The 22,804-nt window shown below is 69.3% G+C and carries 19 protein-coding genes; 10 read left to right on the forward strand and 9 right to left on the reverse strand.

The window, feature by feature from the left end; genetic code table 11:
- Positions 1–108: 108 nt before the first annotated feature.
- The 3 genes from PARJ55_RS0102790 to PARJ55_RS0102800 all read right to left on the reverse strand — a co-directional run bounded on the left by PARJ55_RS0102790 (position 109) and on the right by PARJ55_RS0102800 (position 7,515).
- Positions 109–4,614 (reverse strand): translocation/assembly module TamB domain-containing protein, encoded by a 4,506-nt coding sequence (locus PARJ55_RS0102790; protein WP_028711607.1) that lies wholly within the window; start codon positions 4,612–4,614, stop codon positions 109–111.
- Complete coding sequence (locus tag PARJ55_RS0102795; protein ID WP_232215656.1) at positions 4,614–6,461, reverse strand: autotransporter assembly complex family protein; 1,848 nt, start codon at positions 6,459–6,461, stop codon at positions 4,614–4,616. Before PARJ55_RS0102795 ends, PARJ55_RS0102790 begins: the two co-directional genes overlap by 1 nt.
- 130 nt (positions 6,462–6,591) lie before the next feature.
- Entirely contained in the window at positions 6,592–7,515 is a 924-nt protein-coding gene (locus PARJ55_RS0102800; protein WP_028711609.1) for a glucokinase, read from the reverse strand.
- A gap of 150 nt (positions 7,516–7,665) precedes the next feature.
- Here PARJ55_RS0102800 and PARJ55_RS0102805 point away from each other — a divergent pair, with 150 nt between their 5' ends.
- The 4 genes from PARJ55_RS0102805 (at position 7,666) to PARJ55_RS0102820 (ending at position 10,466) form a co-directional block, all read left to right on the forward strand.
- Positions 7,666–8,109, forward strand: a complete 444-nt coding sequence (locus PARJ55_RS0102805; protein WP_028711610.1) for a hypothetical protein — start codon at positions 7,666–7,668, stop codon at positions 8,107–8,109.
- 69 nt (positions 8,110–8,178) lie between these two features.
- Positions 8,179–9,570, forward strand: coding sequence for an adenosylhomocysteinase (gene ahcY, locus PARJ55_RS0102810; protein ID WP_028711611.1), 1,392 nt, complete (start codon positions 8,179–8,181; stop codon positions 9,568–9,570).
- A 30-nt stretch (positions 9,571–9,600) separates the two neighbouring features.
- The gene (locus tag PARJ55_RS0102815) at positions 9,601–10,035 is read left to right on the forward strand and encodes an HIT family protein (protein WP_028711612.1); all 435 of its coding nucleotides are present in this window, start codon (positions 9,601–9,603) and stop codon (positions 10,033–10,035) included.
- 89 nt (positions 10,036–10,124) lie between these two features.
- Positions 10,125–10,466 (forward strand): DUF2853 family protein, encoded by a 342-nt coding sequence (locus PARJ55_RS0102820; protein ID WP_028711613.1) that lies wholly within the window; start codon positions 10,125–10,127, stop codon positions 10,464–10,466.
- 78 nt (positions 10,467–10,544) lie between these two features.
- Here the strand turns inward: PARJ55_RS0102820 and PARJ55_RS0102825 are convergent, their stop codons facing one another.
- Positions 10,545–11,162, reverse strand: coding sequence for an enoyl-CoA hydratase/isomerase family protein (locus tag PARJ55_RS0102825; RefSeq protein ID WP_036697336.1), 618 nt, complete (start codon positions 11,160–11,162; stop codon positions 10,545–10,547).
- Between the two features lie 87 nt (positions 11,163–11,249).
- Here PARJ55_RS0102825 and PARJ55_RS0102830 point away from each other — a divergent pair, with 87 nt between their 5' ends.
- The 4 genes from PARJ55_RS0102830 to PARJ55_RS0102845 all read left to right on the forward strand — a co-directional run bounded on the left by PARJ55_RS0102830 (position 11,250) and on the right by PARJ55_RS0102845 (position 15,668).
- Entirely contained in the window at positions 11,250–12,809 is a 1,560-nt protein-coding gene (locus PARJ55_RS0102830) for a DUF2125 domain-containing protein (protein WP_028711615.1), read from the forward strand.
- A gap of 95 nt (positions 12,810–12,904) precedes the next feature.
- Positions 12,905–14,257: a TldD/PmbA family protein gene (locus PARJ55_RS0102835; RefSeq protein WP_028711616.1), complete on the forward strand. Its 1,353-nt coding sequence runs from the start codon at positions 12,905–12,907 to the stop codon at positions 14,255–14,257.
- The gene (locus PARJ55_RS0102840; protein ID WP_028711617.1) at positions 14,244–15,065 is read left to right on the forward strand and encodes a 3'(2'),5'-bisphosphate nucleotidase CysQ; all 822 of its coding nucleotides are present in this window, start codon (positions 14,244–14,246) and stop codon (positions 15,063–15,065) included. The genes PARJ55_RS0102835 and PARJ55_RS0102840 overlap by 14 nt, the downstream gene beginning before the upstream one ends.
- A gap of 57 nt (positions 15,066–15,122) precedes the next feature.
- Complete coding sequence (locus PARJ55_RS0102845) at positions 15,123–15,668, forward strand: flavin reductase family protein (RefSeq protein WP_036713728.1); 546 nt, start codon at positions 15,123–15,125, stop codon at positions 15,666–15,668.
- Between the two features lie 6 nt (positions 15,669–15,674).
- On the opposite strand, the gene PARJ55_RS0102850 is transcribed toward PARJ55_RS0102845, so the two are convergent.
- The 5 genes from PARJ55_RS0102850 to PARJ55_RS0102870 form a co-directional block, all read right to left on the reverse strand.
- Positions 15,675–16,151, reverse strand: coding sequence for a DUF2867 domain-containing protein (locus PARJ55_RS0102850; RefSeq protein ID WP_036697285.1), 477 nt, complete (start codon positions 16,149–16,151; stop codon positions 15,675–15,677).
- Positions 16,152–16,229: 78 nt separating this feature from the next.
- Positions 16,230–16,880: a membrane integrity-associated transporter subunit PqiC gene (locus tag PARJ55_RS0102855; RefSeq protein ID WP_028711620.1), complete on the reverse strand. Its 651-nt coding sequence runs from the start codon at positions 16,878–16,880 to the stop codon at positions 16,230–16,232.
- A gap of 1 nt (position 16,881) precedes the next feature.
- A complete protein-coding gene (locus PARJ55_RS0102860; protein WP_028711621.1) occupies positions 16,882–18,948 on the reverse strand; it encodes an intermembrane transport protein PqiB in 2,067 nt (688 codons plus the stop codon).
- Entirely contained in the window at positions 18,945–19,601 is a 657-nt protein-coding gene (locus PARJ55_RS0102865) for a paraquat-inducible protein A (protein WP_028711622.1), read from the reverse strand. Before PARJ55_RS0102865 ends, PARJ55_RS0102860 begins: the two co-directional genes overlap by 4 nt.
- Positions 19,598–20,278, reverse strand: coding sequence for a paraquat-inducible protein A (locus PARJ55_RS0102870; RefSeq protein ID WP_028711623.1), 681 nt, complete (start codon positions 20,276–20,278; stop codon positions 19,598–19,600). Before PARJ55_RS0102870 ends, PARJ55_RS0102865 begins: the two co-directional genes overlap by 4 nt.
- A 288-nt stretch (positions 20,279–20,566) precedes the next feature.
- Between PARJ55_RS0102870 and PARJ55_RS0102875 the strand changes: the two genes are divergently transcribed.
- Positions 20,567–21,367 (forward strand): flagellar motor protein MotB, encoded by an 801-nt coding sequence (locus PARJ55_RS0102875; protein ID WP_028711624.1) that lies wholly within the window; start codon positions 20,567–20,569, stop codon positions 21,365–21,367.
- An 87-nt stretch (positions 21,368–21,454) separates the two neighbouring features.
- Entirely contained in the window at positions 21,455–22,795 is a 1,341-nt protein-coding gene (locus PARJ55_RS0102880; protein WP_028711625.1) for a flagellar hook protein FlgE, read from the forward strand.
- Positions 22,796–22,804 lie beyond the last annotated feature (9 nt).

Below are 22,804 nucleotides of genomic sequence, written 5' to 3' on the forward strand. Positions count from 1 at the left end.
TGTCCTGGGGCAAATTTCATTAGCTAGCTAATAAACTCGCCGCAGTTATTCAAGACCCCGCCGCGCGGCTGCGGGCGGGGTCCATCGCTGCGGCCTGCGGAACAGGCATCAGTAGTCGCGCTCGTAGAACAGGCCGATGGTGCTTTCGCCTTCGCTGTCCACCGAGCCGCGGGCGGTCAGGGTCTGCGAGATGTCAAGGTTCAGGTTCAGCTTGGTCTTGCCGTCGCCGCCGACCTGCACGTCGGTATAGAGATTTTCAGAGAGATACTTGCCCGCCCGGACCGAGACATTGCCCTGATCGTCCGTCGCCAGGTCCAGGTCGTCGAGCCCGGTCGAGGCGCGCAGCCGCCCGACGATCCCCTCGCCGCCACGGCCGGCCAGGGTCGCCACGGCGCTGGCCAGCTGCGCGGCCTGCAGGGCGCTGATATTGTCGAGGCCGCGCCCGAACAGCAGCTGCGACAGCACCTCTTCCTGCGGCATGTCGGGCGAGGATTCGAAGGTGATCTCGGGATCCTGCGCCTCGCCGTCGATGATGATGCGGGTGGTGATGCCGTCCTGCACCGTCTCGGCCACCAGCCGGATCACCGGGATCAGGCTGCCCTGCAGCTCGATCAGCCCCTCGGTCATGTCGAACCGCTTGCCCAGCAGGTCGACGCGGCCGCGGATCAGCTCCAGCTGGCCGATGGGGATGGGCTGGCGGGCATTGCCGGTCAGGCGCAGCTCGCCGCCCAGTTCGGCATCGACGCCGCGGCCGCGGACAAAGACCTGCGAGGGGGCCGAGATCAGCAGGTCGAAGCGCGCCGGATTGGCCGGCGGCGTCGCCGGCGGCGCGGCCATGCCGGCCTGGCGCGAGGCTTCGCTGGGATATTCCAGCAGCCCGGCCTTGGCGCGGGTCTGGCGCTGCGGCGGGCGTTCGGAACGGTGGATGATGTCCGGGATCGCCTTGGCGCCGCCCAGCCCGGTCGAGGGGATGCGCAATTCGGTATGGCCGACATCGATGCGGCCCGAGACCATCGGCCCCTGCCCCACCGTGCCGGCGACGTTGATCGCGCCGTTCACCAGCGTCTGGTAAAGATTCGGGTCGCGCAGCACCACGTCGGACAGCCGCACGTCCAGGTTCATCTGCCGGTCGCCGACCAGATTGACCGGGCCGCTGACGGTGATGATGCCGCCGGCCTCGACCGCGCCGCGCAGATCGACGGTGATGCGCCCGCCGTTGAAATCGGCATTGGCGTTCAGGCTGCCGACCGCCAGGCCGAAGCGCGGCTCGGCCAGCCGGCCATTCGTCAGCGCCACCCGGCCCGACAGCGATTCCAGCGCCGGCCGGCCGTTCAGGCGCAGGTCGAAGCTCAGCGGCCCCTCGATCGAGCGGGTGCGCAGGAAGGAGTTCGCCGCGGCGGCGTTGCTGCTGCCGCTGACCGCGATATCGGCGGTCGAAAGATCCGTCGCCGCCGTGCCGGTCACCCTTGCCTGGGTATTGCCCGGCCCGGTCGCGGTCAGGTTCACGTCATAGGCGCGGCCGGTATTGCGGACAGTGCCGGCAACGGTGGCCGGCCCGGGAAAGCCCTGCACCAGCAGGCCCAGGTCGTTCAGCCGGGCATCGAGGTTCAGCCCCTCGGTCGGGTTGCCGTCGCCGGTGATGCTGAACTGGCCGTTGCCGGCGCGCAGCCGGCTGACGGTCAGGCTGCCGTCCGGGCGCTGCGCGGCGGCAAGGTCGAAGCTGGTTTCCCCCGCCAGCACGGCATCGGCCTGCGGGTTGCCGATGCCCAGGCCGCGCGCCGCGCCGCTGGCGGTGATCTGCCGCCCGCCGCCCTGCTGGTCCTGGACATGGCCCGAGGCATTGACCGCGCCCCGGAAGCCGCGGCCCAGAAAGCGCAGGTCGTCGGCGCGCAGGGTCGCGGTCAGGTCGGTGGCGCCCTGGCCGACGCGGCCCTCGGCGCCCAGGTTCAGGCGCGGGTTGTCGACCGTCGCGGTCTCGATGGAAAACACCCCGTCCCGCTCGACGCCGTGCAGGGCCAGCCGGGTTTCGCCGGCCAGCGCGCCATCGACCTGCGCCTGGCCAAAGGAGAGGTCGGTGCCGGTGCCGGTCACGTCCAGCCGCCGCGCGCCCGAACCGTCGTCCTTGAAGCTGCCCTGCGCGTTCAGCGCACCGCGCCAGCCGCGGCCGAAACTGGCCAGAGAGCGAATCTCGACCCGGCCCTCCATGTCGGTGCCGGTGGGCGCGATGCGGCCCTGCGCGGTCGCCAGCATCTGCTGGTTGGTCAGGTTGAAACCGTGCACGGTGATCTCGTCGCCGCGCTGCTCGGCCGAGAGCCGCAGATCGGTCACGCCGGTCAGCGCCCCGTCCACGTCCTGCTGGCCGAAGCGCAGGTCGGTGCCGCGCCCGGTCAGCTCGATCCGGCGGGCGCCGTCCTGTTCCACCGCCGTCGCCTCGGCGGTCAGCCCGCCCGAGAAGCCGCGCCCCAGCACCGCGAGGTCGGGCATCGACAGGTTCAGCGTCGCATCCATCGCGCCCTGCGCGAAATTGCCCCGGCCCTGGGCATCCAGCTGCGGGTTGGTCAGCCGCAAGGTCTGCACCTCGAAGCTGCCCTGCGTCTCGGCGGCCTCGACCAGCAGGTCGGTTTCGCCCTTCAGCGCGCCGTCGAGCTCGGCGATGCCGGTGACGAGGTCCTGCGCCTTGCCGGTCAGGGTGATCTTGCGCGTGCCGGCAGCGCCGGTGACGCGGGCCTCGGTGCGGACGCTGCCCGCCATGTCCGGGTCCGCGACCGACAGGTCGGGCATGGCGATGGTCGCGGTCAGGGTGCTGGAAAAGCTGTCCAGCCGGCCCTGCGCCTCGGCCGTCAGGTTCCGGGCGTTCACCGTCAGCTTGCGCAGGTTGATGCCCGCAGTGTCGCGCCGGGCGCTCAGCTCGATGCGCGACTGGCCGGCCAGCATGCGGTCGGCGTGCTCCTGCCCGATGCGGATGTCGTTGCCCAGCACCTCTGCCTCGACGTCGAATCCCTTGCCCAGCAGCGCGTAGCGGCCCTTGATATGCGCGTCGGCGGTGCCGCCCAGCTCGCGCCCGGCCAGGGTCGAGAAGCGCCCGACATTGCGGTGCTGCGCGGTGATGTCGCCCGACAGGGTGATGCCGGTCCGCAGGCCCGAGACGGTCGTCTCGCCCCTGAAGCCGAAATCCTCGCCGTTGATGTTCATGCCCCAGAGCCGCAGCGCATTGCCGGGGGTGAAGGCGAAGTTGAGGCCGCCGTTCAGCGTGTCACCCAGCGCCTGCGCCAGTCCGGGATCGGCCGGCGCCAGGTCGTCCATGCCGAAGGCGATCCAGCCGCGCACCTCCTCCAGCGCCTGCTCGGGGGTCAGCGCGATGCGGCCGCGCCCGTCCATCCGCAGCTCGGACAGCGCGATGTCGTCGCGGGAAATGTCGCCCACCACGCCCTTGAGCACCCAGCCCGAGCCCTGCGCCGCGTCGTAATCCAGCCGCAGGCTGCCCGAGCGCACGGTGGTCGGCCTGTCGGCCCAGGGCAGCCGCACCGGCAGTTGCGCAGCCCCCGCATCCTCGCCCAGCAGCAGCGTCAGATGCGCGCTTTCCGGCGCGCCGCGGCTGGTGGTGGCCAGGTTGCCGTCCAGCCGCAGCGCCTCGGTCGCCAGCCGCAGCGTCGGAACCACCAGCCGCCCGTCCTGCCCGCGCCAGCCCTCGGCCACCAGCTGGGACTGCGTGCCGAAAAAGGCGCGATGCTGCGGCGGCGCCAGCGCGGCCACATCGCCGCCCAGCTCGGCGCGGAAGGCGGTGCCGGCAGCGCCGTCGCGCTCTTCCGCATCGACCGAGACGGTGCCGGTCACGCGCGGCTGGCCGTCGGTCGCCAGCTGGATATCGGCGGCGAAATCCGACATCGGCCCTTCGCCGGTGATCTCGGCCCGCACCGCGGGGCGGTCGTGCAGCTTGACCGCATTCGCGAACAGCCCGTTGCGATCCTCGTCCAGCTTGAGATCGAAGCGCAGCACCCGGGTCTCGTTGGAAAAGCCCGCATCCAGCGCGAATTCGCCGCGCGGCCCATCCACGCGGTTGATCGTCAGCCTGGTCTCGCCCTCGCCGCCCGAAAGGTTCATCGAGCCGTCGATGGAGATCACCGCCTCCTGCCCGATCACCGGCTGGCCAAGCTCGACCCGGCCGACGGCGATGCGGGCGATGTTCACCCCCACCGGCAGCTGCGGCAGGGAAAATTCCCGCGCCTCGGCCTGCGGCGCGCTTTCGCCGGTGCCGGGCAGGCGCGGCAGGATGATGCGCTCGGCCGAAAGCTCGTTGATCTCGACCCGGCGGGCCAGCAGCGCCGAGCGGGTCCATTGCATGGCGCCGTTTTCCAGGGTGATCCAGACGCCGTCGTCGTCGGCGATGGTCATGCGGTCGAAGGTGGCGCGCGAGGACAGCGCGCCGCGAAAGCCCTCGATCACCACCTGCCGGCCGGCGCCCGACAGCTTTTCCTCGAGAAAGCGGGTGATGAAACCGCGGTCGTCCTCGACCTCCTGCGAGATCTCGGCGGCGGTATCCTGCGCCAGCGCGGCCAGGGGCGCGGCCAGCACAAGGCAGAAGGCAAGGATGAGTCGATAAGCCAGATCACGCATCAGAACGCCTGCCCCAGACCGATATAGAGCTGCACCCCGCCCCCGTCGCCATCGCCGCCGCCGACCGGCGTGGCGATGTCGAAGCGCAACGGTCCGACCGGGGTGCGATAGCGGATGCCCGCCCCGGCCCCGGCCTGCCAGCCGCTGGCGCCGGACCAGGCGCTGTCCTCCCAGACCCGGCCGGCATCGGCAAAGACCGCCAGCCCGATGCGCTCGCGGACCTGGATGCGGGCCTCGGCGGTCAGGGTGGCGATGGACATGCCGCCGGTGCGCACCGGGCCCTCCGGGCCCTGGATCGCCTCGACGCCCAGCGATTCATAGGAATGCCCGCGCACCGTGCCGCCGCCGCCGGACCAGAACAGATAGTCGCGCGGCGTTTCCTCGATCTCGGGGCCGACCACGGTGCCCAGCCGCGCGCGGCCCGCCAGGGTGAAGCGGTCATCGCGGCCGAAGCTGTAATAGGCCCGGCCCTCGGCCAGGATCTGCGCGCCCGAGCCGGTTTCCTCCTGCAGGCCGACGAAGGGGGTGATGCCGCCCGACAGCCAATAGCCGCGCTTGGCGTCGTTCGGCTCGTCCCGCTTGTCCCAGATGACCGAGGCAGGCAGCGCGAAAAGCCGGAAATCGGTGCGGCCGCTGTCGTCGTCCACCCTCAGCGCCCGGTATTGCAGGGCGATGTCGGCGGTCAGCTCGTCGCTGGGGATCCAGGTGAAGCCCAGGCCGAAGGTGCCGGACTTGAGGTCGTAATCCTCTTCCTGCAGGCTTTCGACCTTGGCCAGCACATAGCCGGTGGTGTCGGCGGTGATGGTGGCGGGCCGGTCGATGCGCAGCCCCAGGCTGTAGTCGCGCCCGGTATCGCCGCCGATATCCGAGACGCTGGCATCGACGCGCAGCCGCTCGCCGCCGCGGAACAGGTTGCGGTTGATCCAGTAGCCGGTCAGCGACAGCCCGTCGGTGCTGGAATATTCGAAGCCGGCGCCCAGCCGGCGCAGCTTCTGCTCGACCACCAGCAGGTCCACGTCCAGCGTGTTGCCGGGGCCGATGTAATCCGCCTCGGTCAGGGTGATGGCCGAGAACACGCCCGAGCGGCGCAGGCGCTTCCTCACATCCTCAAGCTTCTCGGGGTCGAAACGCTCGCCCTCGGGGAAGCCGGCGATCTTGCGCAGCCGGCGCGGGTCCATGCGCTGATAGCCGCGGATGGTCAGCTGGCCGAAGCGCAGCTCGGGGCCCGGCGCCAGGCGGATGCGGCTGTCGATCAGGTTGGTGGCGTGATCGGCGATGATCTGGGTATCGGCCACCTCGGCCTTGGCATGGCCGACATCGCGCCAGCCGGCGACGCCAGCGGTTGCGGCATTCTTCATGTCGCCGGTGCGGGCGATCTCGCCCCGGCGATAGTCGCGCGGCAGCTCGGTCCCCGGCGCCACCGGCGCGATCTCGGCCCGGCTGTAGCCGAAGCGCGGTCCCGGCTGGACCGAGACCACCACCTTGCGCACCTCTCTGGGCGCATCGAGCGGCGCGATGCTGGCCGCCTCGACCCCGTCCAGGGTGATGTCGATGATGCCCGAGTAATAGCCCTGATCGTAGAGCACGCCCAGGATGCGGGCGTAATCGCCGCGCGCCGCGGCCAGCATGTCCTGCCCGGTCACCCGCCCCTCGTCCTGGGCGCTGACCAGAAGCGAGGTCTGCCGGATCGCCGGAAGCAAGGCGTCGTCGCCGCCATGCACCTGAAAATCCAGATCGACGGGCGAGCGGTCATTGCGGTCGCCGCCGCCGAACCAGCCCGAGAAGGGCGAGGAGGAGGGCGAGGCCGAGGATTGCGCCCAGACCATGCCCGCGCCGGTTCCCAGCATGATTGCGGCAGCCGTTCCTGCCTTGATCCAGCTTTTCATTGCCTGACTGCCCTGCTTCTGGCGGTTTTGCCGAAAGCATTGCAGGCCGCGTTAACAAAATCCAGCATCCCCGCCCGAATCCGGGCATTTTTCAGCGGATTGCGGCCAGACAGCCATGCAGCGCGGCCATGTCGTCCCGGATCACCCCGACCGGAACCGCCTGCGGAATCCGCGCCATCAGCGGGTCGGACAGGAAGGCCGCCTCGAAGATCTCGAAGCGGTCGGTGCAGGAACGCGCCACGCTGCCGGCCAGGAACATCCCGTCCATCGGCATGAATCGCAAGGCAAGTTCGCGGCAGAACAGTCCGAACAGCCGGGCATAGAGCGCCAGCGTTTCCTCGGCCGCGCCATCGCCTTCGGCGGCGGCCGCGACCACGGCTTCCGCCCGGCCCTGGGCGCCGCCCATGCGCAATGCGTGCAGCCGGGCAAGACCGCGGCCGGCGAAAAGCTCCTCGACCGAATCGATGGCGCGGCCGGGCTCGCCCAGCGCCTCGGCCAGCGGAGCGGCCACCGAAAGCGGCAGGCGGGTATGGCCCTCTTCGGCCTCCAGGCAGGCGATGCCGCCGTCCGGCAGGACCTTGACCGCGCAGACGTTGAAGCCGGTGCCGGCATTCACCACCAGCCGCTGGCCGTTCGACAGCGCGCCCTGGGGCGCCGCGCGCAGGAAACCCGCCGCCTCGCCGTCCAGCGCCGGCGTGGCATAGCCCAGCGCGATCAGGTCGTTGATCAGCCGGGCGCGCGGGGCGCCGGACAGCGCGCAAAGCCGCGCCTCGGAAAAGGTCCAGTCGCGATTGGTCAGCCGCGCCTCGTCGCCCCAGACCGGGCCGGCGACGGCGACGCAGACCGCCTCGATCTGCGGGCTGCCCTGCTGGGCCAGGAACCTCGTCACCACCTCGTCGAAGCTGGCATGGTCGTCGCCGCGAAACCGGGTGATGGTCCCGGTCGCAAGCGCGCCGTCCCGCGCCAGCGCCATCCGCGCATTGGTGCCGCCCACATCCGCCAACAGGATCGCCATGCTGCCTTCCCCCTTCGCCCGGCCTTGGTTCCGGTCCTTCTAAGCCATTCCAGCGAAAGCTGCTACCGCTCACATTCGCGGTCGGATCGGAACCTTTCGCGAACCACGGCGGTTTTCCCTCGTCACCTGCGCAAGCGAAAGGTTGAGGCGATGAAAACGACCCTGATCCCCCGCATCGCGCCCGTGCTTCTGGCGGGGCTTCTGGCCCTGCCGGCCCTGTCCGCGCAGGCCGCGATCCAGACCCGCGAGGAGAATGCCGCCAATCCGCGCGGCTGGTCCGCGGTCGCCGGCATGGACCCGCGCGCCGTGCGCGAGCTGGCCCGCACCCTGCCGCTGTCCGACGAGGCGGTGGACGACCAGCCCTGGTGCGACCGCAAGGCCGCGATCGAGGCGACCCTGCGCCACGATTTCGGCGAGACCAGAATCGCCAGCGGCAGCCAGGGCACCACGCTGTGGGGCTCGGACCTGATGGGCACCTGGACGGTGGTCTTCGAGCGCCCGGACGCGACCAGCTGCGTGATCGCCTCGGGGATCGGCTTCAGCGACCAGACCAGCCCGCAGGTCTTCTTCGTCAAGGCCGGGCTCAACGGCTGACCGCTTCGGTTTGCAGGACCGCGCCGGGAATGCTAAGGCCGCGCCAACAGCACAAGGCGCGAGGGCCCCATGACCGATTCCATCATCCGAGACATCGCCCTGGCCGATTACGGCCGCAAGGAGCTGGACATCGCCGAAACCGAGATGCCCGGCCTGATGGCGTTGCGCGCGGAATATGGCGAAGCGAAGCCGCTGAAGGGCGCCCGCATCGCCGGCAGCCTGCACATGACCGTGCAGACCGCCGTGCTGATCGAGACGCTGGTGGCCTTGGGCGCCGAGGTCCGCTGGGCCTCGTGCAACATCTTCTCGACCCAGGACCATGCGGCGGCGGCCATCGCCAAGGCCGGCATCCCGGTCTTTGCCGTCAAGGGCGAGACGCTGCCGGAATACTGGTCCTATACCGACCAGATCTTCCAGTTCCCGGAAGGCACGGCGAACATGATCCTGGACGACGGCGGCGACGCAACCATGTATGTGCTGCTGGGCGCGCGGGTCGAGGCGGGCGAGACCGGGCTGATCGACGTGCCGACCAGCGAGGAGGAAGAGGCGCTGTTCGCCCAGATCAGGACGCGGCTGGACGCCTCGCCCGGCTGGTTCACCCGGCAGCGCGACGCGATCCGGGGCGTCTCCGAGGAGACGACGACCGGCGTGCATCGGCTTTACGACCTGCACCGGAAGGGGCTTCTGCCCTTCCCGGCGATCAACGTGAACGACAGCGTCACCAAGTCGAAATTCGACAACAAATACGGCTGCAAGGAATCGCTGGTGGACGGCATCCGCCGCGCCACCGACGTGATGATGGCCGGCAAGGTCGCCGTGGTCTGCGGCTATGGCGACGTGGGCAAGGGCTGCGCGGCCAGCCTTCAGGGCGCCGGCGCACGGGTGAAGGTGACCGAGGTCGATCCGATCTGCGCGCTGCAGGCCGCCATGGACGGGTTCGAGGTGGTGCTGCTGGAGGACGTGGTCTCGACGGCGGACATCTTCGTCACCACCACCGGCAACAAGGACGTGATCCGAATCGAGCACATGCGCGAGATGAAGGACATGGCCATCGTCGGCAATATCGGCCATTTCGACAACGAGATCCAGGTCGCCGCCCTGCGCAACCACAAATGGACCAATGTCAAGGACCAGGTCGACATGATCGAGATGCCCTCGGGCAATCGCATCATCCTGCTGTCCGAGGGCCGGCTGCTGAACCTCGGCAACGCCACCGGGCACCCCAGCTTCGTGATGTCCGCCAGCTTCACCAACCAGGTGCTGGCCCAGATCGAGCTGTGGACCAAGGCGGCGGAATACCGGCCCGGCGTCTATATCCTGCCCAAGGCGCTGGACGAGAAGGTCGCCCGGCTGCATCTGGACAAGATCGGCGTCAAGCTGACCACGCTGTCCAGGGAGCAGGCCGACTATATCGGCGTGACGCCGGAAGGCCCGTTCAAGTCCGAACATTACCGCTACTGAACTGGCGCCATCAGCCGGGGGGATGCCTGCATGTCCGACGATTGCCTGTTCTGTCGCATCGCGCGCGGCGAATTGCCGGCGCATCGCGTGCATGAGGACGACGAGATCCTGGCCTTCCTGGACCTGCATCCCATCCGCCCCGGCCATTGCCTGATCATCCCCAGGCGGCATTACCCTTGGTTCGAGGACCTGCCCGAACCGCTTGCCACCCGCATCACCAGCTGCGCGCAGCGCCTCGCCCGCCACATGAAGGCGCTTTACGCGGTCGAGCGGGTGGCGCTGTTCTATACCGGCATCCATGTCCCCCATGCCCATGCCCATGTGGTGCCGATGCATCATGTGCATGACGTCTCGTCGCAGGCCTATCTGCAGGACGGCATCGGCAGCTTCTCGGCCCCGCCGCAGCTGCCGGCCGAGGAGGGCAGGCGGATCGCGGCGGCCCTGGCCCCGGCCTTCGCCGTCTAGGACCGCGCAAGCGCGCGGTTTCGGTTGATATTTGTCAGTCCGGCGCTAGGCTTCCCCTCGGGATGAAACAGACCCGAGGGGGACGGAGCATGAGCAAGCGCGACGATCTGATCGCCAAATACGCCGCCGACATGAAGGAAAAGCTGGGCGTCACGCCCGACATGGAGCTGTTGACCAAGGTGGTCATCGGCTGCGGGCCTTCGATCTACAATGCCGATGGCGAGACCGTGGCCGCATCCGACAAGGCGGAACTGGAGCGGATCAGGACCAACTACCTGGTGAAAAAACTGGGCCTGCCCGACGGTCCCGAGCTTTCCGCCGCCATCGACGAGGTGGTGGCGCAATATGGCAGCGCGAACCGCAACAAGTATCGCGCGGTGGTCTATTACCAGCTCTGCACGCATTTCGGCAAACAGAGCGCCTATGCCTGAACCTTGTGACGCAACGTCACGGCGGGGCCGGCGCGGCGGCTGAAACCGGTCCGCGCGCCGGCAGCGCCGGGGTTGCCGTCAGTCCAGCATCAGCTTGATCGCCGCGACCTGCTCGGCGCCGGCGGCGCTTGCGTCCGCAGCCAGGGCCGCGGCCTCGTCCAGCAGCGCCTCGGGCGCGACCAGCCGGTCCACCAGCCCCCAGGCCAGCGCCTCCTCGGCGGGGATCTTCTGGCCGGCCATCAGGATCATCTTCGCCCGCGACGGCCCGACCAGCGCCCGCAGGCGCGGCGGGTCGCTGGGCTGGGGCAGGAAGCCCAAGCGCATGACCGGATAGAAGAATTTCGCCCCCGGCACCGCCAGCCGCAGGTCGCAGGCCAGCACCATGCCCATGGCGCCCCCGGCCACCGTGCCGTTCAGCGCGGCGATGGTCAGGCAGGGCATCGCCGCGACGCGGGACGACAGCCGCTCCCATTCCGGGGACAGGGCCAGCCCGGCGCGGGCCTCGTCCAGATCGGCCCCGGCCGAGAACACCGCGCCCTCGCCGGTCAGGATGACGGCGCGCAGGCCGGGCTCGGCGGCAAGGGCGTCGAAGGCGGCGGTGAGCTCCGCCAGCATGGCGCCGGTCAGCGAATTCGCCTTGGCCGGGCGCGCGATGGTGATGCGCCCGATTGCGCCGGTGAATTCCCTTGCGATCATCATTCCCTCCTTGGACCCGCGCGCCGGCTGTGGCAGAAACCGGGCTGGCGTTTCAAAAGCAATTCTCGCCCGGAAAGGTGTTATGAAATGAACCTGCGACTGACAAGCTCGGCCCTGGCACTGGCCGCGATGACCGCCCCGGCCCTTGCCGACGTGACCTCGGAACAGGTGTGGCAGTCCTGGGTCGATTACTACCAGTCGCTCGGCTACAGCGTGACCGAGGGCAAGCGCGACAAGGCCGGCGACACGCTGACCCTCAGCGATGTCGCCATCAGCGGCGGCATGCCCGAAAGCCAGGTCAGCTTCAGCATCCCCCAGGTCACGCTGAGCGACAGCGGCGACGGCAAGGTCAGGACGGTCTTTGCCGACCAGATGACCGGCGAGGCGCATGGCACCGATCCCGAGGGGCAAAGCTACAGCCTGCCCTTTACCGTGGACATGCCGGGCAACGTCATCGTCACCTCGGGCGCGCCCGAGGACATGACGCATGATTTCGACTATCCCGCGATGGATTTCACCCTGACCACGATCAAGAGCGGCGACAAGGAAACCCCGCTTCCGATCAAGGTGGGGGTGGCGGATTCGACCGGCACCTTCCACATCGTCGCCGGATCGCCGGCGAAATACGACTATGCGATGAAGTCGGGCAGGATCACCTTCAGCGGCGACGTGACCGCCGAGGAATCCGACAAGGTCAAGTTCGAGGGCAGCATCGACGGGGCCGAGACCACGGGCGAAATGGCCGTGCCCGGCGGCGCGAAGATCGAAGAGGACATGAACGCGGCGCTGAAGGCCGGGCTGGCCATGAACGGCGTGCTCAAGGCCGGGGCGCTGGTCGCCAGCTTCGACTTCGCCGGCACGGACGAGGAAGGCCAGGCCACCAGCGGCGCGGGCAAATACGACGGCAAGGGCTTCGAGCTGAGCTATGCGCTGTCGCAGGACGGCATGTCCTACCAGGCCGGTTCGGACGCCGGCAGCTTCGAGCTGACCAGCAGCGACCTGGCCTTCCCGATCAACTACGCCATCGAAAGCGGCAGCTTCGACATGCAGCTGCCGGTGATGCAGTCGGACGAGGCGCAGCCTTTCAAGTTCGCCTATTCGCTGGCCGGGCTGACGCTGGGCGATGCGATCTGGAACCTGTTCGACGCCGAGGGCCAGCTGCCGCGCGACCCGGCCTCGCTGGATCTGGACGTGACCGGCACCATGAAGGTCCTCAAGGACATCTTCGACCCCGCCGCCATGGCGCCGCCGGCAGAGGAGCCGGCCGAGGATGGAGAGGCCGACGAAACCGGGGACATGGAGGCGGATGCCGCGCCGCAGCCCTTCGAGCCGCTCGAGGTCGCGATCAACCAGTTCGCGCTGAACGCGCTCGGCGCCAAGGTGAATGCCGAGGGCGCGCTGCAGGCGCCCGAGGGCGGCGACATGACCGCCCCGGTCGGCGAGATCCACGCCACCTATGAGGGCGTGAACGCGCTGATCGACAAGCTGGGCGCCATGGGCCTGATCCCCGAAGATCAGCTCATGGGCGTGCGCATGATGATGGCCATGTTCGCCAAGCCGGTCGCCGAGGGCGAGGACAAGCTGGAAACCCGGCTGGAGTTCAAGGAAGGCGGCTCGATCTTTGCCAACGGCCAGCAGATCAAGTAATCCCGTCCGGCGCGGCGTCCGCGCGCCCTGACGGATCGTATCGCGGGGGCCGGGCGTTGACGTCGCGGCCCCCGTTCTTGTCCAAGGTGAACCGCATGTCCGAATTCCATCGACTCGAGGCCCTGACCCAGCAGCTTCTGGCAGCGGCGCGCAAGGCCGGCGCCGATCAGGCCGATGCCGTGGCGCTGGAGGCCGCCGCCGTCTCGGTCGATGTGCGCGCCGGCCATCTGGAGCATGCCGAGCGCGCCGAGGGGGTCGAGATCGGGCTGCGGGTGCTGATCGGCGGGCGGCAGGCCTGCGTCTCGGCCTCGGACCGCTCGCAGCGCACCATCGAGGAGATGGCCGCCCGCGCCGTCGCCATGGCCCGCGAGGCGCCGGTGGACGACACGCTGGGCCTGGCCGAACCCGGACAGCTGGCCCGCGACACCGACAGCGCCCGGCTGGACCTTTGCGACCACGGCCCCGAGCCGAGCCCGGAGGCGCTGCAGGAGCTGGCGCTGCGCGCCGAGGCCGCGGCGCTGGCGGTCGAGGGCGTCTCGCAGATCGAATCCGCCAGCGCCGGCCATTCGCAGCGCCGCATGTGGCTGGCGGCCAGCAACGGCTTCTCGGCCGGCTACGGGCGCAGCGGCCACAGCCTGTCCACCGTCGCCATCACCGGCGAGGGGCTGGGGATGGAGCGCGACTGGGCCGGCGAGAGCCGCGTCCATGCCGCCGACATGCCCGCGCCCGAGGAGATCGGCCGGCTTGCGGCCGAGCGCACCGTCGCCCGGCGCGGCGCGCGGAAGCCGCCCACCGGCGCCTTCCCGATCCTTTACGACGAGCGCGTGGCCTCGGGGCTGATCGGCCATCTGGTCGGTGCGGTGAACGGCGCTTCGGTGGCGCGCGGCGCCAGCTGGCTGCGCGACGCGCTGGGGGAACAGGTCCTGCCCAGGGGGTTCGAGCTGCGCGAGGACCCGCACCGACCGCGCTATGGCTCGTCGCGCCTGTTCGACGGCGAGGGGCTGGCGACCGCGCCGCGGCTGATCGTGGCCGACGGCGTCTTGCAGGGCTGGACCCTGGACCTGGCCACCGGGCGCAAGCTCGGCATGGATTCGACCGCCAGCGCCATGCGCGGCGCCGGTCAGCCGCCCTCGCCCGGCGTGACCAATCTGGAACTGACCGCTGGCGACAGGACCCGCGAGGAGCTGATCCGCGAGATGGGGCGCGGGCTGGTCGTGACCTCGATGCTGGGCGCCTCGATCAACGGCACGACCGGGGATTATTCGCGCGGCGCCGGCGGCTTCTGGGTCGAGAACGGCGAGATCGCCTATCCGGTCAACGAATGCACCATCGCCGGCAACCTGCGCGACATGCTGCTGCGGGTGACGGCGGCGAACGACCTGCCCGACTGGCGGGGAATGCGCGTGCCCAGCCTGCTGGTCGAGGGGATGACCGTTGCCGGCGAGTGACCTTGCGCTTCTGGAACAGGCCGCGCAAGAGGCCGGAGAAATCGCGCTGCGCTACTGGCGGCGCGATCCCCGGGTCTGGGACAAGGGCGACGGCGCCGGCCCGGTGACCGAGGCCGACCTGGCGGTCAACGCGCATCTGGAGCGTCTGCTGCGCGCCGCGCGGCCCGATTACGGCTGGCTCAGCGAGGAAAGCGCCGACGATCCGGCGCGGCTTCAGGCCGAGCATTGCTTCATCATCGACCCGATCGACGGCACCCGCGCCTTCATCGACGGGCAGGTCGGGTTTTCCCATGCGCTGGCGATCACCCGCGGCGACCGGGTGGTGGCGGGGGTGGTGCATCTGCCGGCGCAGCGCACGACCTATGCCGCCTCGGCCGATGGGCCGGCGCTGCGCGACGGCAAGCCCATCGCCCCCTCGACGCATGGCCTGACGGGCGCGCGCGTGCTGACCAGCAAGGCCGGGCTCGACCCCACGCATTGGCGGGGCGCGCCGCCGCCGGTCAGGCGCAGCTTCCGCCCCTCGCTGGCCTGGCGGCTTTGCCTGGTGGCGGACGGGCAGTTCGACGCGACGCTGTCCGTCAGGCCGGCCTGGGAATGGGACGTGGCGGCGGGCAGCCTGATCGCCGCCCGTGCCGGCTGCCTGGCCAGCGACCTGACCGGCGCGGCGATGCGCTTCAACGCCGCCCGGCCGCTGACCGACGGGCTGGTGGTGGCGGCGCCCGCCCTGCACGGACAGCTGATCGCCGCCATGACCCCGCGGATGGCGATGCCCGGCGGTCGGGTTGATGCGCCGCCGCCCGCCGACTAAGAAGGGGCAAAGGCCGGAACCGCTCTGGCCATGTCCCGCAGATGACAGGGCCCGCGCATGAGCCGTCTTCCCCCCGCGACCCGCGACCGGCTGGCCGACGAGATCACCTTTCATCCCGCCAATGCCGAGGCGCGGCTGCTGCGCGAGGCGCTGGGGCGTTTCGCCACCGGCGTCACCGTGGTGACCACCGCCGGGCCCGAGGGACCGCTGGGCATGACCGTGAACAGCTTCTCCAGCGTCTCGCTGGAGCCGCCGCTGGTGCTGTGGTGCCCGGCCCGCGCCTCGGCCCGCCATGCGGCCTTCGCCGGGGCGGCGGCCTGGTCGGTGCATGTGCTGGGCTCCGAGCAGCTGGAGACCTGCCTGCGCTTTACCCGCGGCGGCCGGCAGTTCGAGGGGCTGGAAAGCGTGCTGACCCCCGAGGGCGTGCCGGTCATTCCCGGCGTCGCGGCGCGCTTCGACTGCATGGCCCATGCCGCGCATGAAGCGGGCGACCATTCGGTGCTGATCGGCCGGGTGCTGCGGGTGACCGTGGCGGGGCCGGGCGATCACCCGCTGGTCTTTGCCGCCGGCCGCTTCGGCCAGTTCGAGCCGGATGCCGGCTAGGCCGGGCTAGCCCCGCATCAGCCGGCGCAGCATGGCGCGCACGATCAGCCGATGCGCCGGCCCCACCACCAGCATATAGGCCCGGCCGAAGCGATTATGCGTCACCACCGAGGAGGTGATCGCCAGCTCTGCCCCGCGGGTCGAGATGCAGGTCATCACGTCCAGATGCCGGTCGCGCTCGGTCAGCACCAGCAGGTCGGGCGCGGCATGTTCGACCAGAAAGAAATCCAGCCGCTGACCGGCGCGCACGCTGTCGCTGGGCGCCTTGCCCAGCCCGCCGATGCGCCGCACCCCGAACCGCGCCGACACCGCGTCGCGAATGCGGAAGGCCAGGCCCAGCAGGGGCAAGGGGCGGCTGCGGATACGGTTCCATGCCTCCAGCGGGGTGATCGGGGCGGGCAGCAGCACCGTTTGCCGGTCGAGAAAGTCCAGCCGCCCGGGCGGCGCCAGCAGCGGCACCCCTTGGATCTGATCGGCCTGCATTTCACCTCCGCTGCCGGGATGGGCGCAGTCTAGGCGGGGGCGGGAAGGCGGAAAGCCGTCAAACTGTCGCAGCCGGGTTCAGCTGCCCTCCAGCGGCGGCAGCGGCTGCGAGAAGATGTCGTCGATCCGCGGCAGCGGTGCGGTGCTGGTGCGGATCGACCGGCCCGGCCCGGACAGCGTGGCGATCTGCCGGGCAAGCTGGGCGATGGCCTGCGACTGCGCCCGGGCGATGGCGGCGGGGTTCTGGTCGGCAAGCGGCACGGAAATGTCGAAACCGCGCGCCTGGTTGGCGCCCCCCGCCCCCTCGTCCGAGACGAAATAGCGCCCGGTCAGGCGATAAAGCCCGTCGGCCTGCGCCAGCGCCTTTTCGACGCGCACCTCCAGCCGGCGACGCGGCGGCTCGGCCAGCGGCCAGGGCTCGGCGATCACCGTGGCGCCCGAGAGGTCCGAGATGCTGCGCGCCAGCGTCAGCGTGAAGGCCCGCTGCGGATCGTCCGCCCAAAGCTGTTTCGTGTTCGAGCGCACCGCCCCGTCCCCGGTCTGCCAGCTGACCTCGCCGCCCGAGGCGTATTCCGGCAAGGACACGTCCTTGAGCTCCGCCGTGCCCAGCCGGTCGGCGACGCGCTCGCCCGTGGCCGGCGGGTCGATCAGGTAGCGCGCGGTCTTTTCGCCGTTCGAGCAGGCGCCGAGCAGGGAAAGACAGGCGACGGAGGCAAGGATCAGGCGCATCTTATCGTCCCAGGATGAAGGCTTGCGGATTGCGTTCGATGGTCCGGGCCAGGCTGCCGAAGGCGTTGGCGGCGCGGCGCATCTCGCGCATCAGGTTGATGGTCTCGGTGTTGAAGCTGGAACGGTCGCCATAGGCGGCGATCACCGCATCGGCGCGCGCCGCCAGGGCTTCCAGGCGCGCGGAAAGCTGCGGCAGGCGCTTCGCCGCGTCCGAAACATCCTGCGCCGCCGTGCTGGCCGAAGCGAGCGCATTGTTCAGGCTGCCCGCCGCATTGCCGTCGCGCAGGTCGTTCAAGAGGCCGGAGGCGGATTTCAGCGTCTCGGACAGGTTCTTGGGCAGTTGCTCGGCATCCTCGGTGCCCAGAAGCGCGCGCACGTCCTTGAGGATGCCCTCGGCCTCGGCGCCGATGGCGGCATAGTCCACCGCCTCGATCTTGACGGCGGCGGCGTCGATCTGGTCGACCATGGCCGGCACGTCGGCGGCGGCGAGCTTGACCGCCTCGGCGGCGGCGGCGGCCTCGTCCACCATGCGGCGCAGCTGGCCCACGGCGCCGGATTCGCGCAGCTCGGTGGTGACCTGCCGGATCTCGCCGGCGGCGGCCTGCGCATCCTCCAGCGTGCCGCGCAGCGCGCCGGGGATGGCGCGGGTGTCTTCGCTGCTGGCGATGGCGGTGACGCTGTTCATCATGTCGGTGACGGATTTCAGCGCCTCCTCGATGGGCAGGTTGCCGACCCGCGCCAGGAAGCCCTGCGCCGTCTCGCTGAAATCGGAAATATCGCCGGGGACCGAGGGGATGACCGGGTAGGGCTTGGCGGTGCGGTCCAGCTCGGCCGGTTCTGCGCCGGGCAGGTCGACCAGCTCGACCTGCAGCGAGGTGCCGAAGAAGCCGGCGCTGGCGATGCGGGCGCGCAACCCGGCCCGGACCTGCCCGGCGATGAAATCCAGCGCCTCTTCCGGGGTCGCCTCGCCCGACAGGCCCATCCGCTCGGGCGTGACGGCCAGCGTCACCTCCTGTTCGACATGGTCCTGTCCCTCCGCGCCCCGGACCACCCGCGCGGCAAGGCTGGTGACCCGCCCGACAGTCAGGCCCATGAACTGCACATCGGCCCCGGTCTCCAGCCCGCGCACCGATTCGTCGACCAGCATGGTCAGGCGCAGCGCCTTGCTTTCGTCGGCAAACAGGTTCGCCTCGGCCGCGCCCCGGTCGGGCTGCAGGGAAAAGACATGCCCGTCCTCGACCGGGGCCCCGCCCGAGGTCAGCGTGGCGAATTCCGCGCCGCCCTGCAGCACCGAGGCCAGCGAGTTCACGTTCAGCGACAGCCCCTGCGCCCCCAGCGAGACCGAGAAGCCCGAGGTGTCCCAGAACACCGTGTTCGTGGTCAGGAGCTGGTCATAGGGCGCGGCGATGAACACATCGGTCAGCACCCCCTCGTCATTCTCGGAAAGCCGCAGGTTCTGCATCCGCCCGACCGGCAGGCCGCGGAACAGCACCGGCGCGCCCTCGGTCATACCGCGCGAGCGTTCGGCCGCCAGCACGATCCAGGTGCCCTGCTCGCCGAAGCTGGTCAGCGGCGGCTTGTCGAGGCCCTGGAACCGCGTCTGCGGCCCGTCCACCTTGTCGTCCCAATAGCCCTCGACGAAGGAGCCGGTCAGCACCGTGTCGAGCCGCGAAATGCCCTGGGCCGAGACCTGCGGCCGCACGATCCAGAACTGCGCATCCTTGTCGATATAGGGCGCCAGGTCCTTGTCCACGCGCATGTTCACCTCGACCTGCTGCAGGTCCTCGGTGAAGCGGACGGATTCCACCTTGCCGACGGTGATCTCGCGGAATTTCAGCGCCGTCTCCCCGGGCGTGATGCCGGTCGCGTCCTTGAAGGCGACCGAGATCAGCGTGCCGCGGCTGGCGATCATGTTCCAGCCCACGCCCAGCGTCACGATCAGCGCCGCGATGGGCACCAGCCAGATCAGCGGCAGCCCGGCCCGCACGGCGCGGGCCGCGGGCTTGCGGGCGGGTTCGGCTGGCTTCAGGGGGGTGTCGCTGCGCTCGGGCGAGGGCCTGTCGGTCATTCATGGTCCTTGCGGCTGCGCAGCGGAAGGCCGCGCCAGATCAATCTCGGATCGAAGCTTTGCGCGGAAAGCATGGTGAAGGCAACCGACAGCGCAAATGACACCGCGGCAGGCCCGGGATGGATCGAGGCGACGAAGCCCAGCTGCACCAGCGCCGACAGGATCGCCACGATGAACACGTCGATCATCGACCAGCGGCCGATGAATTCGACCACCTCGTAAAGATGCAGCCGCTTGTGGGCGGCCCTGACCGTCGCCGGCCGCCCCGCGACCAGCGCCAGCCAGCTGATGGCGATGAACTTGCCGATCGGCACCACGATAGAGGCCAGAAAGACGATCGCCGCAACGCCGTAATTGCCGTAATGCATCAGCTCGACCACGCCGCCGAGGATGGTGGCTTCGCTGTTGCCGCGCAGCCCGCCGAAGGTCGAGGTCTTCAGCATCGGGAACAGGTTCGCCGGAATGTAGAAGACGAAGCCCGCTGCCAGCCAGGCCCAGACCGCGTTCAGGCAGCGCCGGTCGGGCGGCACCAGCGCGCCGCCGCAGCGGCTGCAGATCGTCTCGGTCTCCGGCCAGACCCGGCCGCAGCCGCGGCAGCCGACCAGCCCGGCGCGATGCGCGGTCAGGACGGGCGCGTCCGAACGCGCGTTCATGCCCGGCTCTCCGGCACGATCTCGCGCCCGTCGGTGGCCATGCCGGCATCCTCGATGGCGTCCCAGATCGTGGTGGCGCTGGTAAAGGCATTGCTGGCCGCGTTCACCACGATCAGCCCGCAAAACGCCCAGAAGGCCGGGCCAAGGCTGATATTCGCCAGCCCCGCCACCTTGACCAGGGCGATGGCGGTGCCGATGACGAAGATCTCGGCCATGGACCAGGGCCGCAGCGCCTCGGACAGGCGAAAGGCCGGCACGGCATGGGCATAGGGCGCCCGGTTCCGCGACAGGGGCAGCAGGGTATAGACCAGCAGCAGCGCCCGCAGCACCGGCAGCCCGACGATCATGCCCAGCACCGCCACGGTCAGCGGCATCAGGGCGCCATGCGAAAAGGCCAGCGCCACCCCGAAAAGCGAGGTCTGGTTGCCGAAACCCATGCGCGAGATTTCCAGGAAGGGAAAGAACACCGCCCCCACCATCAGCACCAGCGAGGTGAAGGACAGCGCGATGATCCGGGTGAAAGCGCCGGCGCGCGGACTGGCCAGCAGGGTGTTGCAGCGCACGCAGCGCGCGGTCTCGCCCGGCTCCAGCTCGCGCTCGACATGCAGCGCGTCGCAGCGCGGACAGGCGATCAGCCCCGCGCCGGTGGTCAGGTCATATTCGCCCTCGGTCTGCATGGGTGCAGAATATCGGGGCCCGGGTCGGGCGCAAGATGCCGCGTCCGATGATTCGTCCGGGTCCGGTTATGGTCCCCTCGCCTGCGGCGGCCGGCTTTCAGCAGGGCCAGCCCCCACCGGCCCGTCCTCTGGCTGGCCCTTGCAATGCGCTGTATTTTGTTTTCTTTCAACGTGATGGCGCTGAATGCCATATTGCTTGCCGGGTGAAATATGCGGCATTTGAGGCGTTAACTGGAAATTAGCCGCGCGCCGCTAGACCTTTCGGACAGGCAACGAAAGGAATGGCTCATGGCCGGGAACGGGGGCGGCGCCCCGATCATCATCAAGCGGGTCCAGGCCGGGGGCGGCGGCGGTCATCACGGCGGCGCCTGGAAGGTCGCCTATGCCGATTTCGTGACCGCAATGATGGCATTCTTCCTGCTCATGTGGCTGCTCAACGCCACCACGGAAAAGCAGCGGCAGGGGCTGGCGGATTATTTCAACCCGACCCTGATCCAATCCACCCGCAGCGGCCACGACGGCCCCTTCGGCGGCGAGGTGCAGGATGCCGAGACGAATTCCGGCAAGGGCGCCGGCGCCTCGCGCGATACCCTTGCCGCCCGGGCACGCGAGGGACAGGAATCCGGTTTCGAGGAAGTGGTCCGGCACATCCAGGACCAGCTGACCGGCAGCGGCGCGGAATCGATGCAAAAGGTCAACCTGCTGCGCCATGTCGTGACCCGCATGACCGATGAGGGGCTGGTCATCGAACTGACCGATCTGATGGACGAGCCGCTTTTCGTCGGCGACAGCGCCCAGCCCACCCCGGCCATGAAGGAACTGGCCGGGATTTTGTCGGGCGTGCTGGGGCGGGTCAAGAACGAGCTCGCGCTGACCGGCCATGTCAGGGCCTATCCGGAGATGCTGATCCAGTCGCCGGTCTGGGCGCTCTCGGATGCCCGGGCCCATGCGCTGCGCAACCTGCTGGAGGGGGCGGGTTTCGACAGCACCCGCATCCAGCGCGTCACCGCCTTTGCCGACCGGCGCAACCGGTCGGTCAATCCCATGGATCCGAACAACAACCGGATCGAAGTGATTTTACTGAGATAGCCGGCCGGGAACTGCCGCCGTTAGCGGCATCTTAACCCCCCGGCCGCAGACTTGACGCAACAGCGACTCACATAGGGTGACAACGATATGTCGATCTCATCTGCCCTCAGCGCCGGGGTGTCCGGGCTGGCCGCGAATTCGACGCGCCTGGCCAACATCTCGGACAATATCGCGAATTCCAGCACCTATGGCTACAAGCGGGTGGATACCAGCTTCGAAAGCATGGTGATCAACCAGGCGCGCGGCGGTGGGATATATACGGCCGGCGGTGTCCGGGCCACCACCAGCCGGGTCGTCGATCAGCGCGGCAACCTCGTCAGCACCTCGCATCCGCTGGACATCGCCATCTCCGGCCGGGGCATGCTTCCGGTCGTCAGTTCCGCGACGCTGCTTTCCGGTCCGACCACGCCGCGCGACCTGACCATGACGACCACCGGCTCATTCCGCACCGACGACCAGGGTTATCTGCGCACCAGCTCTGGCCTGGTCCTGATGGGCTGGCCGGCAAATGCCGACGGCACCATCCCCAGCCAGCCGCGCGATTCCGCCAACGGGCTGCAGCCCATCCTGATCAATCCCAGCCAGACGGCGGCGGATCCGACGACACGGATCAACCTGCGCGTCAACCTGCCCGCCAACGACGCCGTCGGCGGCGCTGTCGGCGACGCCCGAGAGATGGAGGTCGAATATTTCGGCAATCTCGGCAACTCCGAACGGATGACGATTACCTTCACGCCGGATGTCGCCGGCGCTGCCGGCGTGCGATCGAACAGCTGGACCATGGAAATCCGCGATTCGGCCATCATCGACGACCCTGCGACAGCCGAGGATGAATCGCTGATCGGCACCTATACGCTGGACTTCAACGACAGCCAGGCAGGCGGCGGGACCCTGGCCAACGTCACCGCGGTGACTGGGGGCGCTTATGACCCGGCGACCGGCCTGCTGACGGTTCCCGGCGCAAACGGGCCCATGACCATCAATCTCGGTCGCTATGGCGACAGCCAGGGAATCACCCAGCTCAGTGCCGGGTTCTCACCGGCCAACGTCACCAAGAACGGCTCTCCGGTCGGCAACCTGACTGGACTTCAGATCGACGAGAACGGCTATCTTCAGGCGACTTATGACACCGGCTTCACCCGCACCCTGTATCAGGTGCCGCTGGTGGATGTCCCCAATCCCAATGGCCTGATTGCCATGGACAACCAGACCTACAAGGTCTCGCCCCAATCCGGTGCGTTCTATCTCTGGAACGCCGGTGATGGTCCGACCGGTGCGGTTGCCGGCTATTCGCGCGAGGCATCGACCACCGATGTCGCCGCCGAACTGACCGATCTGATCCAGACACAGCGTGCCTATACCTCGAACGCCAAGGTTATCCAGACGGTTGATGAGATGCTGCAGGAAACGGCCAATCTCAAACGCTGACATTGACCG

Source organism: Paracoccus sp. J55 (assembly GCF_000513975.1).
Lineage (GTDB): Bacteria > Pseudomonadota > Alphaproteobacteria > Rhodobacterales > Rhodobacteraceae > Paracoccus.